Origin of the sequence: Larkinella sp. (assembly GCF_965227735.1) — a bacterium.
In the GTDB taxonomy this organism is placed as follows: Bacteria; Bacteroidota; Bacteroidia; order Cytophagales; family Spirosomataceae; genus Larkinella.
Window position 1 is genome coordinate 4,153,418 of record NZ_OZ245776.1, and the last position, 14,256, is coordinate 4,167,673.

General features: G+C 47.3%; 12 protein-coding genes. 11 read left to right on the plus strand and 1 reads right to left on the minus strand.

The genetic code is table 11. The features are described 5' to 3' along the window. Nucleotides 1–30: 30 nt before the first annotated feature. A complete protein-coding gene (locus ACO064_RS16300; protein ID WP_421828320.1) occupies nucleotides 31–2,517 on the minus strand; it encodes an ABC transporter permease in 2,487 nt (828 codons plus the stop codon). Nucleotides 2,518–2,891: 374 nt separating this feature from the next. Here ACO064_RS16300 and ACO064_RS16305 point away from each other — a divergent pair, with 374 nt between their 5' ends. The 11 genes from ACO064_RS16305 to cas3 all read left to right on the plus strand — a co-directional run bounded on the left by ACO064_RS16305 (nucleotide 2,892) and on the right by cas3 (nucleotide 14,256). After that, entirely contained in the window at nucleotides 2,892–3,875 is a 984-nt protein-coding gene (locus tag ACO064_RS16305; RefSeq protein ID WP_421828321.1) for a glycoside hydrolase family 43 protein, read from the plus strand. 594 nt (nucleotides 3,876–4,469) lie between these two features. Next, entirely contained in the window at nucleotides 4,470–5,300 is an 831-nt protein-coding gene (locus tag ACO064_RS16310; RefSeq protein ID WP_421828322.1) for a phage integrase SAM-like domain-containing protein, read from the plus strand. Then, nucleotides 5,270–5,686 carry a tyrosine-type recombinase/integrase gene (locus ACO064_RS16315; protein WP_421828323.1) on the plus strand — a complete coding sequence of 139 codons (417 nt, stop codon included), beginning with the start codon at nucleotides 5,270–5,272 and terminating at the stop codon, nucleotides 5,684–5,686. Before ACO064_RS16310 ends, ACO064_RS16315 begins: the two co-directional genes overlap by 31 nt. Before the next feature lie 116 nt (nucleotides 5,687–5,802). Further along, a complete protein-coding gene (locus ACO064_RS16320; RefSeq protein ID WP_421828324.1) occupies nucleotides 5,803–6,033 on the plus strand; it encodes a helix-turn-helix domain-containing protein in 231 nt (76 codons plus the stop codon). 2 nt (nucleotides 6,034–6,035) lie between these two features. Next, nucleotides 6,036–6,275 (plus strand): hypothetical protein, encoded by a 240-nt coding sequence (locus tag ACO064_RS16325; protein ID WP_421828325.1) that lies wholly within the window; start codon nucleotides 6,036–6,038, stop codon nucleotides 6,273–6,275. Between the two features lie 127 nt (nucleotides 6,276–6,402). Continuing rightward, entirely contained in the window at nucleotides 6,403–7,323 is a 921-nt protein-coding gene (locus ACO064_RS16330; protein ID WP_421828326.1) for a helix-turn-helix transcriptional regulator, read from the plus strand. A 210-nt stretch (nucleotides 7,324–7,533) separates the two neighbouring features. After that, nucleotides 7,534–8,379 carry a CRISPR-associated endoribonuclease Cas6 gene (locus ACO064_RS16335; RefSeq protein ID WP_421828327.1) on the plus strand — a complete coding sequence of 282 codons (846 nt, stop codon included), beginning with the start codon at nucleotides 7,534–7,536 and terminating at the stop codon, nucleotides 8,377–8,379. 19 nt (nucleotides 8,380–8,398) lie between these two features. Next, complete coding sequence (locus tag ACO064_RS16340) at nucleotides 8,399–9,184, plus strand: hypothetical protein (protein ID WP_421828328.1); 786 nt, start codon at nucleotides 8,399–8,401, stop codon at nucleotides 9,182–9,184. Continuing rightward, nucleotides 9,181–10,866, plus strand: coding sequence for a hypothetical protein (locus ACO064_RS16345; RefSeq protein ID WP_421828329.1), 1,686 nt, complete (start codon nucleotides 9,181–9,183; stop codon nucleotides 10,864–10,866). The genes ACO064_RS16340 and ACO064_RS16345 overlap by 4 nt, the downstream gene beginning before the upstream one ends. 38 nt (nucleotides 10,867–10,904) lie before the next feature. Continuing rightward, nucleotides 10,905–11,801 carry a type I-PGING CRISPR-associated protein Cas7/Csp1 gene (gene cas7p, locus ACO064_RS16350; RefSeq protein WP_421828330.1) on the plus strand — a complete coding sequence of 299 codons (897 nt, stop codon included), beginning with the start codon at nucleotides 10,905–10,907 and terminating at the stop codon, nucleotides 11,799–11,801. A 7-nt stretch (nucleotides 11,802–11,808) separates the two neighbouring features. After that, nucleotides 11,809–14,256: a CRISPR-associated helicase Cas3' gene (gene cas3 / locus ACO064_RS16355; protein ID WP_421828331.1), complete on the plus strand. Its 2,448-nt coding sequence runs from the start codon at nucleotides 11,809–11,811 to the stop codon at nucleotides 14,254–14,256.

Consider the following 14,256-nt stretch of genomic DNA (forward strand, 5'->3'; position numbering starts at 1 on the left):
TTTTTGTAGGGGAAAATCGTGGGTTTTCTTTTATTCGTTCTTCAGGACTTCCGCCGGATTACGTCTTGCCGCCTTCATCGTTTGCGATCCGATCATGATGAAGGCAATCAGCAAAACCGCCATTAAGCCAACAAATAGCTCGACGATATGCACGGGGGTGTGATACGGGAAATTGGTAAGGAGAACGTTTTCAAAGAAAAAGTACGTTACGGGCAGCGCAACAAGAGCCGATATGGACAGCAAAATCAGAAAACCACGGCTCAATAAGTAGATTAGGTTGCCGGCAGTGGCGCCCATCACTTTGCGGATGCTGATCTCCTTCAGCCTGGTTTCGGTTGTATAGGCCACCATTCCGAACAATCCCATCGATGCGATCGATATGGCCAGAAATGAAAGGAAACCGATGATTTTGATCAGGATGGAAAATTCGCTGTAGGCATCTTCTATGGCTTCGTCATAGAATTCAGCCTCAAAAGGATGAACCCGATCGAACTTCTTCCAGGCGGCCTCAATTCCGGCTCTGGTCGCCAGCAGGTCATTGCTTCGTATTTTAACATTAATGACTGCCCGGTCTTCAGGTGTCCAGGGCATGAAGGCTACCGGTCCAACGAGGTTGTCGACCTTGCCGTAGTGAAAGTCTTTCATCACGCCAACAATGGTCATCCTGCGTCCATGCAATTTGAAACTGGTAAATGTGACCTCCTTCCCGATTGCTTTCCTGGGGTCGTTGTTAGCGATGTTGAATCGTTTTAGCAGTTGCTGGTTCACGATCACTTCCGTGACGGCTTCGGCTGTCGTGGGTCGGGCCTTAAAATTTCCTCCGGCGATGAGCTTGTATTCATGCAGCGACAAGTAGTTTTCGTCGACGTGGTTGGTCATGATCAGAGCAGAGTCACGCGAATCGTTGTATTTCATAAAACCGCCCCAGGCATTCCCAACGCTGGTAATGATTAAAGACCGGGACACTGCGGTTACTTCCGGCATCTCGCTCAGTTCTTTCAAAAACCCATCGGATTTATTCCCCTGCATCGTAATGTTCAGGATGTTTTCCGTGTTGAATCCCAAGTCGAACGCCAGTATGTTTTTATACTGCACATAGCCGACGGCGGTTGTTGTGATAAAGATCAGGGTGAGGGTGTATTGAATCACCACCAAAGCGCGTCGACCGAGCGCGGCCCGGAGTGTTGCGTGTTTCAATAGTTTCACCGAGGCCACGTTCCTGAGCGCATGGATGGCGCTGACTTTCGAAAAAAACAGGGCAGGCATGAAACCGGCAATTACCCCAACGGCAACCGAAAAGACAATAAAAGCTACGATCATCGAAGGAGTAAGCTCAAGCTTCACCGTGGCCTGCATCTCCGGAGCCAGGTTGATCAGCAGCGGCCGCAAGACGAGAAAAATAAAGAAAGAAAAAAGAAGGGCTGACAGAGAGATCAGGATCGCTTCTACCAGAAACTGTTGCCATACCTGGCTCTTTCCGGCACCGATCGCTTTGCGAATACCTACTTCCTTAAAGCGTCGCATGGCTCGTGCCATCGACAGGTTGGTGTAGTTGAAACACGCCGACAGGATCACTACGAGAGCCAGCCCGCCGAGTATCCAAAGCACAACCGGAGGCATGTGGGGGCCCAGAGAGCCAGGTCCTCCTTCGGAGCGGCTGAGCGACTCTCCGACCACAATCTGGTATAAAGGAAGCAACTCGAGTTGAATCGTCGTCTTTTTTTCGGCGCGGTTTTCCTCCTTTGCAAGGGCGTCGAGCTGCGACTGGATGGAAGCCGGGTTGGCCGTTGGAGCCAGCCGGAGGTACACAAAGTTCGACGACATGTTTGTCCATTTATAAAAGCTGTCGTTGTTCCTGTTGAGCTGCTCGGCTGTCGACAGCGATACCAAGGCTTCGAAGTTGATGTGCGAAAAGAAGGGAACGTCCTTCATGACACCGGTCACCTGGTAATCGAGTGTATCGAACCGGATGGCTTTGCCAAGTGCCGATTGTTTGCCAAATAGCTTTTTCGCTGCCGTCTCCGTCAGAACGATCGAGTAAGGATCTTTCAGCGCCGTTTCGGGATTACCTTCCAGCATCGGAAATGTAAACACCTTGAATAGTGAGGGTTCTGACCAGAAGCCCTTGATGGGAACGACATCGGAGCCAATCTTCGCATCCTGCGAAAAGTCGTTGCGCACAATCGCTACTTCGTCGATGCCGGTCACTTTCTGCCGGATCAGCTTTCCGGTCTTTATAGATGTGGTTGCAAACTTGTCTCCGGGCCGCGATTGGCCGGACCGCGAACGGTCGGGCCGCGAACGGCTTTGTTCACGGTTTTCTGTCAGTACGCTGGTGATGCGATAGATTCTTTCTCCGTTCTGATGAAACCGGTCGTACGAATGCAGGTCGAGGACGAACGCGATCAGCAACAAGCCGACGGACATACTGATGGCCAGGCCAACCACATTGATGAACGAGAAGAGCTTGTTGCGCATTAGGCCGCGTCCCGATGTTTTGAGGTAGCTTCCGATCATGATCCAGTTGATAAAAGGTTAATAAATTGGGGTCTTCGTGCTGTATAAGTATTGAATTCAATGCCCGGTTTTCATCTTTTCAGACGTTATTCCACGATGCAATCGTTTCCTGCGGCAAGCATACGAAAGGAGTTGAAGCCGAATGGGAAAATGATGTAAACCCGGCAAAAAATGGGATGAGTACTTAAAGGAGAATCCCGACTTTGTCTAATGGGGAAAAGCCTTGAAAAGAAGAAGCGCATTCCTGAAAACGGAACTTTTGCTCCCGCAATAGAGGCATTAACTAACGGTTAGATAAGTGATGGCAATTGCTTTTAGAAAAGGTACAACTTCGTTTAACCGATAAAATAATCAATTAATAATAACCTGAAAAAATGAAATCAATTCTGATTTATTCAATCCTTTTTTTCTCCGCATTGCACGCATCGGCGCAGGCAAAGCGAGAGATTTTTTTTGCCGATGTAACCATTTATGTTGAGGGAGGAAAATATTATCTTACCGGGTCTAAAGGTGGGAGTGGTGGACCGCAGGGGTTTGCCTTTTTAGAGTCAAAGGATCTCAAAACATGGACCGTACCTGCCAAGTCAAACGATTCGCTGGGTATGATCCTGACCAAAGGCGACCACACCTTCGGCACCAGGGGCTTCTGGGCACCACAAATCCTCAAAGAGAAGGGCACGTATTACCTTACCTACACGGCCGATGAGCAAACCGCAGTGGCGGAGTCAACATCGTTATTGGGTCCCTACAGACAAAAAGAAGTTGGGCCGATTGATGGGTCTGAGAAAAATATCGATTCCTACATTTTCAAGGATACCGACGGGAAGTATTACTTCTACTGTGTCCGTTTTGATAAAGGCAATTACCTGTATGTAGCCGAGTTCGATATGAAAACCGGCAAGATAAATTCCCAAACCCTGAAACGATGTTTGGACCAAACGGAGCCCTGGGAGGCAACGCCCAATTATAAATCAGCACCCATTATGGAGGGCCCTACCGTTATCAAATTAAAAAATAAATATTACCTGTTTTATTCTGCCAATCATTTCCAGAACATCGATTATGCGATTGGTTATGCCGTAGCCGATTCGCCCTACGGGCCGTGGGTAAAATATAAGCATAACCCCATCGTGCATCGCTCTATCGTTGGCGAGAACGGATCCGGTCATGGTGACCTGTTTGAAGGGCTAGACAAGCAATTGTATTATGTATACCACATTCACAACTCATCCGACAAAGTAAGCCCGCGCAGGACTCGCATCGTGCCGGTTGTAAAACAATGGGACAAAAAAGCCGGCGTTTATACGTTTATTGTAAAAGGGAACGAGGTAATTGTACCGGTACTGGCCGAAAAATAAGGCGCTTTTCTGTTGCTTTGACCAGTCAGGCCAGTGCCATTTTTTACTGAAAGATGAACTTTACCCACTTATCTTTCTCTCCGTCGTTTTTTCCTTGAGCCTGGCGACAACCTCAACTAAAGCGTAAAAAGCCGCGTCTACAAGGCAAATAACTTCCATAAGCCTTTTTATGGCAAAAAAATACTATAAACTTGCCCTGAAAATGTTTAACCCACAGATTATCATCACTGTGACGGAATCTATGTAACTGGCAGAAATAGTGTCCGAAAGAAAAGGTCTTGTAAGGTCATTTTCTTTTATAACTTTTTTTCAAATTGCCGTCCTCTAACTTCAAAGCGAAAAAACTGCAATGAGTACGTTACAATATTTTATGAAAACAAAAAGGCAGTTACAACATTTTGTCGTAACTGCCTGATTTTGAGGTGGTGATGGACGGAATCGAACCGCCGACACAAGGATTTTCAGTTCTAAAAAATGTGGTTTTATATGGTTCAATATGATTTTATATCGCTGATTTTTAATAACTTAGCAATCACATAAAAACACAAGGTAACAGGGAAAACCACCAAATGTTGTAGGATTGTTGTAGTAAAAATGGCCACTGTAAAGATCGTATTGCGCAAAGAAGAGAAGAAAGACGGTTCTTTTCCGCTTGCTTTGAGGGTTACCAAGAATCGAAAATCCTCCTTTATTTATTTAGAGTATAGTGTCAAACCAGAAGACTGGGACGACGCCAAACAGCGGGTCAAAAAGTCGCATCCCAATTCTGCCCGTCTGAATAACTATCTCCTTAAAAAGCTCTCTGAAGCCAACGATCATTCGCTTGAGCTTGAGACGCAAAAATCCTTTGTATCATCACAATCTGTTAAGCAAAAGATCAAACCGTCCGCTGGTTCAACATTCTTTGCGCAAGCTGAAGTATTTCAGCAACGGTTGAAAGAGGCTGGGAAGTATAATCAGTACACGGCTGATAAACCCCGCATCAAGCACTTTAAAGAATTTTTGAAACACGATATTGCTTTTGCCGATATTACGGTTGCGATGCTGGAGCGATTTAAGGCCTACCTCATAACGAAACACAATCATTCGGAGCGATCAGCTGTCAATCACATTGTCATGATCCGGTCGGTTTTTAGCCATGCCATCAAGGAAGAAGTGATTGATCCCAAGCACTATCCATTTGGCAAGGGAAAAATGAAGATCAAGTTTCCTGAATCCAGCAAGATTGGTCTGACCCAGGAGGAGATAACCCGCCTGGAAACAGTTGAGTTGGAAGGCACTCTCAATCACGTCCGTAATCTTTGGCTATTCTCTTATTATTTCGCTGGCATGCGGATCAGTGATCTCTTGCGCCTGAAGTGGAGCGATTTTCAAATGATCGGCTTCACTACGAGATGGGCAAGAACAATAAAGGGGGTTCTTTAAAATTGCCCGATAAGGCGATGAAAATCATTGAGCATTATAAAGCGTTTCAGCAGAATAAAGACGACTTTGTATTCCCTGAATTAAAGGGGGTTGACTTGAAAGATAAGTTTCTCACCCAACGCAAGATTGCCTTCAAGACTAGCGCCATTGATAAATACCTCAAAACGCAGGTGGCTCCTCTAATTGGTACCGATAAGAAATTGACAATGCATTTAGCCCGTCATTCCTTTGCCCAGGTTGCCAGCGACAAAATACCAGTGCAAATCTTGCAAAAGTTGTATCGGCACAGCAGTATTTTGACTACGATGGGGTATCAGTCTAATTTTACGACCCAGCAGACCGACGATGCTTTGGATAAAGTGCTCAATATGGAGCCCAAACCATAGTCTGCGTATATGGATAGGTTATCATTTTCATAGTTGGTTTTTCAATGTATTTTTTTATTTTGCCGTAAAAAAATGCAATGGAAGTTATCTGCCTTCAAGATGATGCTTTTTATGCTTTGATTGATAAGGTTGTTGAACGTATTCAGCAACAGCACTCTGTCAAGGAAGACAAATGGATTTCGGGCAGTGAGGCCATGCAGAAACTGCGAATCCAAAGTAAGACAACCTTGCAGAAACTCCGCGATGAAGGCAGCATCCGGTTTTCCCAGCCCGAAAAAAAGATTATCCTGTATGATACCGATTCAATCAATGAGTACCTGAGCCGCCATTCTAAAAGCACTTTCTAGCCATGATTGAAGAAGAGGAGCCATCTAAAGAATTTTTGAAAGGCTACAATCATGGCTATCAGATGGCGAAGCACGAACCAGAATTGCTAGACAAGGTTTTGGAAGCCCAAAGCAAGAATGCTCCCAACGATTATAGCAGGGCTATGGCGCAGGGGAAAAGTCAGTATCAACATGAAAAACTTGTTGCTGAAATGAAAGCAGTGCGTGAACGGCAAAAGCAGACAATTAGACGGAAGCGGTAGTTTGTGTTTTTGATAAATATTCCTGATCTGTTGACAGATGTCCAGGCAATTAGTGAAAAAATTATTGGGTAGCCGCACAAGGCATTTTATCAGGGATTTTCTAATCCAATCCTGTCCGCTTTAATTCATGACTCAACTAACGACTCTTCGCCGACGTCTAAATCTAATTCGACTGGTTGAAAAACCTTTCATATATCCTTCTAAAAAGACGCTGGTAGAGCGTCTTAGCGAAGACTTTGATGCTGTTTCGGAAAGAACCGTCGAGCGGGATATTCAGGAAATTAATGAAGCCTATCAAATCCGTATCCGCAATGATCGACGCAGGGGTGGCTATTACCTCGATCTGCCCACTGATGAAGACGTAGCCGACTTTGAACAGTTTGTTCAACTGCTTGAACGACGCGAACGACTGGAATTTTTAACCGCAGCGGGAAGTGGCATTCGAGGAATCGGGCGGTTTTTACAGCTTGAGCATAATTCACAGTTTACGGGAGCCAAACACCTGCCGGTATTGTGGCAAGCCTTGCAAAGTGGTCGTTGTGTTCAGTTTGTGTATCGAAAGTTTTCCCCTGAGCCAACTCCCGACTCGCCCCGACTGATTGAGCCAGGGTTGCTGTTTGAATACCGAAATCGTTGGTATTTGGATGGGTTCGATGCCATTGAACAAAAACCCCGAACCTTTGGCTTAGACCGGATTTCTGATCTGAAGCTGACGGATAAACCCCTACGGCAGATCGCCAACGATACGCTTCGCACCGACCGCCGACAAGTCATCGGCGTTACTTGTCCACCCGATCTTGAACCGGAGCGAGTCGTATTGCGCTTTCAGGCCAGCGAAGCCAACTATGTGCGATCACTACCTTTACACGGCAGCCAGCAGATTTTGCAGGAAATGCCAGATTTCGTTGATGTCGAATTAAATGTTATTCTGAATCATGAATTAGAGCGGGAGATTCTGGCATTTGGCGAACTGGTGGAAGTGCTGGAGCCGCAGGCGTTGCGGGAGGACATAGCTAAGAGGGTCACTAGAATGGCAATTAAATATTAATATTAGAAAAACTTCCGTAGCTATTTGTAAAAGACGTTTGATCTTATACATTTGTGCCAAGCAATCAGTAAAGCCCCGGCTCCAACAGGGGCTTTAAAGGTAGCTGGGGACGGAAGCATTGGTGCTATATGTATGTTGGTACGTGTCATTTTGGGATTCGACTCCCCCGTCTAAACAACCACTTACAACAAAATTAGGGGAAATTCAATTATGCCCCTAAGAGTTGTGTGTCTTCCAATCGCACCTTCGGGTATTGAAATTAGCTGTTTGTTATCCGTAGTAGAAAACGCTGAAAAATTAATCGCACCTTCTGGTATTTATTCTTCTTTCCGCCAACTTTTGGCGGAACTGCTATTCACCTTTGTCACACTTAGCCAATATACATCCATGCGCCTTCAACTTCAACTCACACCCAATACCCAGCCAGTGCCGTTCACTTATTTATATAATTTGGTTGGCTCATTTCATAAATGGCTGGGAAAATCAAATTCTCTGCACGATGGAATGAGTATGTACAGTTTCGGGCGATTGGCTGGAGGAGAGAAAATAGGCAATAATCTATATTTTCCTCAAGGCAGTTCATGGTCAATTAGTTTTCAGGACAGTGACCAAGCCTGGGCATTAGTTAAAGGAATCCTTAAAGATGCCAATATGGCGTTTGGGATGCGTGTTGAACAGGCTCTCGAAATACCGACACCTACATTTGGAGAATGCGTTCGGTTAGCCACAGATGGAGAAATCCTTGTCCGAACAAAGCGGCCCGACGGTAGTAGACAATACTTACTTTGGTCAGATTTAGAAGCTGATAACCTGATGACCCAACTGATGAGAAAGAAATTGCTCACAGCAGGCTATGATGAAACGCATCAAGCCATAACCATTCGATTTGACCGTGAATATAGTAAAGCCCGTACCCGACTAATGGACGTAAAAGGTATTAAACACCGGGGTAGCGTTTGTCCGGTCATTGTTGAGGGTACACCAGAAGCTATTTGTTTTGCCTGGTTGGTGGGTGTAGGCGAGTTAACGGGTAGTGGTTTTGGGGCATTGGTATAACACGAAGCTATTCTCAAATATGGAACAAATTGATCTGAGTTTTTTTATCGAACCACCTGAGCTGACTGTTGTGGCTACGTTACAAATTGACGCATTGGCCCCGCTCTCAATGGTTGCAGCTCAACCGGGAGCGTACTACCGGGGCCAGCCCGCCCCGACAAACTTTATGCTATATGGTTTATTAGAGAACGCGTTAGGCTGGCACCTGTCAGCTACGCCCCGTAAGCAGGTAATAGACGATTTGAAAAAATTAGCTAAAAAAGCGGCTAAAAAAAGTAAGACATGGGTTGACTCACCCTGGGTTAACGGCAAACCAGTCGGGTCGCCCGAAATTGGCTTCGTAAGTCTATTACAATATCATGTGGTATTTGAAGGACCACACGTCTTTCCTGCCGTTGATACGTTTGATGATTTATGGTCGCAGCAGTTGCGCGATACGGGCCGGTCCTTTTTTGGTGGGAGCCGTCGCTACGACGCTTCGCTATCCGATCTAATGACCCGTGAACGACGGGGGGAAATTGAATTTGGCGACCGAGCCGAACATCAACTACTTGATGATGCAGCGTTGCGACAAGTAACGGAAGGGGCAAAAATTCAATATAAATCGGTACGAAGCCGATTCCCGCATTATTACGTCAGCCCAACGGTTCGAGAATACGTCATTCCCCGCAGCCCCTATGTGTTCCGGCTGCGGACGACAGCAACGGTTTCGGCACTATTGAAAGATGCTTTTAATGACCCGTCGGCTCCCTTATACGTAGGCTCTAATGACGGTTGGGTGGACGTTAGCTACGAAGAACTATGATCGACTTAGATTTCCTACATCCGTACCCGCGCTACGGCGTGGCGGCGGCATTGGTTGAACAGGATGCTTATCTTGACCAATTGACCACCTGGCAAAGCATAGCAGAATTAGCTTGGAAAGCCATTGACAGAGCGTTACTGCGTTACACACTTTTTACGGAGAACGACCCTGCTCTGGAGACAACCGAAGTATTGAACTTTATTTATTTAGATGAGAAGATACTAGATCCCGGTAAAAAAAGTGGTCAGATAGCAGCCAGAGGTTATTATTTATCTCCGTATGTAATCACAACTGACGGTTCGTCGGCAGCTACAGTGGCTGAAGCACGCGTTATTCGGGATTTACTAAAAAAAGCGACCGAAGAAGACCTGCTAAAAACACAAAAGTTGAAGCGGTCATTTGCTCCACTAACCAGTAAAGTCAATAATGGGCGTTCGTCAATGGCCGAGCCAAAGGCCAGTCTGATCGAAGCCGCTTTTACAGTGGTAGCAACGCTAACAGAATTCAAACCAGCGGCTCAGGTATCGGCGGGCAAGGGTATGGCTAACACCACTATTATTCCCGATTTACCCTTAGTGGATTTGGTCGATAACGAGATTACGCCCCTGATTGATTTTGTGCAGTTGTTCGCTAATCTCCGGGTCCGAAAACAGGATTACGAGAGTAAAAACGACGATATGTTGTTGGTGAAAGTCGATCCGAAGGACCGCAAATACCGTCGTCCACCACTATTTCGGGGAAACTATCCGAACGCACCCCGCGATGGGTCATTAGGCGCAATTTCACTGGTGGCTGCTATTGGAGCCTGGGCGCGAGAGGGCGGTCGCTTTAAGCATACGCAAAAAGACGGTTCTCCGCACGACGAGCCAAAAGCTGAGTTTGCAGAACGAATATTGGATTACTTGGCCGAACGGCCGCTGTACATTCTTTCCTATGAAGAAGTCAGACAGGAGTCCTACGGGCATCACTTAGTCGATATGGCTATTCATGATAATCTGTCGGCTATTGTCAGGGCTGCCCACCGCGCTATTCCGTTTGGGGTCGAGAAGATCGATGACCCTAAATACAAACTTTACAAACGTTTTTTTGACCGCTTTCTGCAACAACTCGACCGGCCCACGTTCCGGGACTTCATGGCAGCACGAAACGAATACCCTTCTGAGTTAGCCCCAATCTTTACAAAATACATGGAAACAGAACACCACCTTTCCCCAGAATTGATTGCGTCGGCCCGCGCATACGGACAGGCACTCAACTATGCAGCTTTTAAGGCAGCAGAAACAGAAAAAAATAAGGATGAAGCAGACCGTAAAAAAGGTAAAGTGCTTAAAGAACGTCCGTTGAGCGAATATAAGAATCGTATACTGGTCCAGTTCGAGAGTACAATATTAAGTGCCTCATCTACAACGGCTTTACTTTCACAAATGAGTATTATTGTGGGCCGCCTGACTGGCCGCGAATTGTATAGTGATGCTGAATTCTTTATGGAAACAGCAGCTGGTTGGCCAAAGGAGAAATTACCATTGGCAATAGAACTCATTACTGCCTTTATGCGCCTACGCTCAATCAGGCTCAAAGATGCGCCGGACGATAACGTACCGGGACAAGACTCAACCGAGAGCGAATCAAACGCCAACGAACTCTCTATAGATAACCCGGCTAATGACCCGCTGCCTGCTTAAAATCAACAACTTTTCAAACGTCTTAATACAAACAACCAATGAAAATCAAATCCATTACCGTTACGCTTCTGGCCCCCATGTCTGACCATGCCGCCAACCGGGGCGAAAAACTGCTGGGGAACGCATCGTCCATCAAACGCCGACCCGACGGCCGGGTTTACATCTCCGGTCAGATGCAACGTCACGCGCTATTCAGTGCCATTGACCGCCTGAATGAAGATCATCCTGCCCGAAACGGGACCTACGTGGCTAACGGAGACGGACCTTCAACCGATGTAGCCAAAGACCTTCGTAGTGATTTAGGTGGCTATCTCGACACCAATAAAGACGACTATTCGGGTCGTCGGACTGCTCCTGCAACCGCTACTCCCGGAGTAGCACAGACCACCAGCCAGATTGGCCGGGACTTATTAGTCCGGCTTCGGATGGACGAGAGTAAAGATTCGGGGCGCAAACAGGCATTGGCCACGAACGAATTCAGTCAGAATGACCTCATGCAGATGAGTTTTCACCTTGACGTTGGCGCGGTTGGCGTGACCAAGCAATATGAATACAAGAACGAAGCCCATGTCGCTACCACCTATAAAAACCACTTGGCGGGTCAAAATGGTGAACACAGCCGCCGTGTCCGGTTGTTTCTGGATGCGACCCGCTCCATAACCGATTATGCTAATCAAGCCCGCAATGCGACCACCGCCGAGCCGCAACAGGTACTTATCGTGCTGGACACGAAGATGAGCCGGAAAGCCGTTCGCTACTTCGCACCTGGCACCAACGCCACCGAAAAAGCGCGTATTCTGGCTGAACTCGACAATCGGGAAGCCCTCTATTTTGTTGGTGACGATACCAACCCGGATACGCTCAGCGTAGATGAGGCTTATCAACAGGCATTAGCTGCAATGGACGCGAACGAATTGTACACCCCCATCGTCTGAGCATACGATGGAGCCATTAGCCAAGCCCTCCGGCATTACGCTCAGGGATCACCGTCAGCACGTTTATGACGAAGCACTGGCCCTGCTCGACGCGCATCCGTTCTGGGAAGAGAAATACAAAGCCCTGACCGGTGATGACCTGCGCTATCGGCTCCGGCGTGTAGCCTGGTGGCACGATGCTGGCAAAGCGCATCCTATATGGAACGATGCTTGCCAATTCGACTACAACCTGTATCGGTCGTGGCGGCAACAGCAAGGGATGCTCGCTCAAGAATCAGACCCAATGCGAAATGCGGCTGACTTTAGAAAATATGAAGCGGCCATGCGGAAAGCGAAGAAGAATAGCAGCCCACGTTTGATGCAGGCTCACCTGCGCCATGAGTTTGACTCACTGGCGCAGGCACTCAAACAACTCAAAGGCGATAACGCACTTACGCTGGCCGAACAGGTTGCTATTGCCGCTCACCACGGTAAGTTGAATCACCGGCATGTTGATCGCTGGCGAAATGACGGGAAAGTACCCCAAGGTGACGAAGTGGGGCCGTATTGGTCTCTGTGGGAGAATTTTAACAACAGGTCAGATCTGATTGGTAGTGGTGGAAAAAGTTTACGCAGCAAAGACGACTGGAAAATACGGGTACTTGAACGGTATCGCGTAGCCGCTCTCCGTTCGCTGTTGCAATTAGCCGATACTCGCGCCAGTCGGAGGGAAAGCGGAGGAAAAGTGCCGGATCTGGAGCCGTTCCACTACCATTTTCCCGACCACTGGGCTAAGCGAGATGTGCAGGAAGCCGTACTGACCGGAGCCGATCAGCCCGTTTGTATTCTCCGAGCCAAAACGGGTTCAGGTAAAACCGACGCGGCTTTATTGTGGGCAAAATATCAGGTTACCCAAAATCGCGCTGATCGGTTAGTCATTGCGATGCCGACCCGATTTACCTCCAATGCGCTAGCCATTAGCGTCGATAAAAATGTGAGTTCAACGGGCTTGTACCATTCAAGTGCCTGGTATACTCGTTACGGAGACGTTTCAGAAAAGGATCGCGACGACGCAAAGGAGTTGCACAAACTGGCGCGTGGGCTGGCAACCCCCGTAACCGTTTGTACCATAGACCACTTGCTGCTTTGCCTGACAGGAACCAAAGAAGATCAACACACAAGTTTCTTTTTCCTGGCCAACAGTGCTGTTGTATTTGATGAAGCAGATTTTTACGACCCTTTTGTTCAAGGAAATTTGATTGTCCTACTCAATACGTTGCGGTTATTGAAAGTACCGGTGCTGATTATGAGTGCTACCGTGCCGGATTCGCTACGGGTACGCTACAAAATCCCGGACGAGATCATCAATGTGAAGGCAGGCGAACGAGTCGCAAAATGTCCGATTGTCTGGCGCGGAGCCGCTGAATGCCCGGAAGACGTGGAGGATATTTTAAACGACATGGTTAAGCGCGGCACTGGTATCGTGTACGCCAATACCGTCGACCGGGCGTATGCCTATTATCAGTGGTTTGCTGCCAAGCATAAAAACGGCGGCCCTAAGCCGGTGCTGTATCACAGTCGCTACACCGAGCCGGACAAAAAAGCGATTGAAGAGCAGTTAATCAAGATGCTGGGGAAAGATGCCTGGACCGAATATGAAAACGCTTCTGGCATTGCTATTCTGACCCAAATTGGCGAGATGTCGATCAATATCAGTGCACCAATTATGTTGTCAGATGCGTGTCCGTGGGATCGGTTAGCCCAGCGGGCGGGCCGTTTAGACCGCTTCGGCCTTGACCCAACTGGTGGCTTGCTTTACGTGGTTGAGCCGTACCGCGATGGTGTGTCATACCCGGCTCCTTATGGTGAACTACCCAAAGGGGGTAGCGGATGGATACCGGCGGATGCCTTCACCCAAACGGTGCAGGAGTTATCGGAAGAATTTAATGAAACACCTACACCGGTATCGTCCACTGAGTTTGTAGAGCGGGTCAACAATCTGTATAAAGAACAACCTGATTTTACCTCGAAGATTGAGCAGAATTGCGATCGGCTAAAAGACCTGATGAAGCTCAACTGGATGATCGTACCAGACCAGTATGCTGATGAAGATCAGGTTACAGTATTTGGCCAATGGAAAAGCCGGGATATTCCCCCTCAAAAAACTGTGTTTATTGTCCCGCCCGGTTCTGATGCAGACCAAGGTGATGAAAATGTCTATGTTTTTAAAAATTGGGACGCGTTCCGGGGATATGAGTTAGAGTTTGGTATTAGTTGCCCGGATTATCTGGAACGAATGGGAAACGAGCGGAAACAACTCTATTCTCTTTGTTTTCGGGTAGGCGATGACAAAGGCAAAAAAGACATTCATAAAATTCTAATACTTGTCGATGGCATTTACACTCCTAAAATAGGCTTAGCTCTATTAGGGAAAGGCGAAAAGACAGACCGGGCAAAAGGTATAATCCACGATTGA

Bases quoted from the DNA above. Each gene is read 5' to 3' on its own strand.
- ACO064_RS16330 (WP_421828326.1), top strand. From the start codon at position 6,403: ATGACTCAACTAACGACTCTTCGCCGACGTCTAAATCTAATTCGACTG.
- ACO064_RS16340 (WP_421828328.1), top strand. From the start codon at position 8,399: ATGGAACAAATTGATCTGAGTTTTTTTATCGAACCACCTGAGCTGACT.
- cas3 (WP_421828331.1), top strand. From the start codon at position 11,809: ATGGAGCCATTAGCCAAGCCCTCCGGCATTACGCTCAGGGATCACCGT.
- ACO064_RS16335 (WP_421828327.1), top strand. From the start codon at position 7,534: ATGCCCCTAAGAGTTGTGTGTCTTCCAATCGCACCTTCGGGTATTGAA.
- cas7p (WP_421828330.1), top strand. From the start codon at position 10,905: ATGAAAATCAAATCCATTACCGTTACGCTTCTGGCCCCCATGTCTGAC.
- ACO064_RS16325 (WP_421828325.1), top strand. From the start codon at position 6,036: ATGATTGAAGAAGAGGAGCCATCTAAAGAATTTTTGAAAGGCTACAAT.
- ACO064_RS16345 (WP_421828329.1), top strand. From the start codon at position 9,181: ATGATCGACTTAGATTTCCTACATCCGTACCCGCGCTACGGCGTGGCG.
- ACO064_RS16305 (WP_421828321.1), top strand. From the start codon at position 2,892: ATGAAATCAATTCTGATTTATTCAATCCTTTTTTTCTCCGCATTGCAC.
- ACO064_RS16300 (WP_421828320.1), bottom strand. From the start codon at position 2,517: ATGATCGGAAGCTACCTCAAAACATCGGGACGCGGCCTAATGCGCAAC.
- ACO064_RS16315 (WP_421828323.1), top strand. From the start codon at position 5,270: ATGGGCAAGAACAATAAAGGGGGTTCTTTAAAATTGCCCGATAAGGCG.
- ACO064_RS16310 (WP_421828322.1), top strand. From the start codon at position 4,470: ATGGCCACTGTAAAGATCGTATTGCGCAAAGAAGAGAAGAAAGACGGT.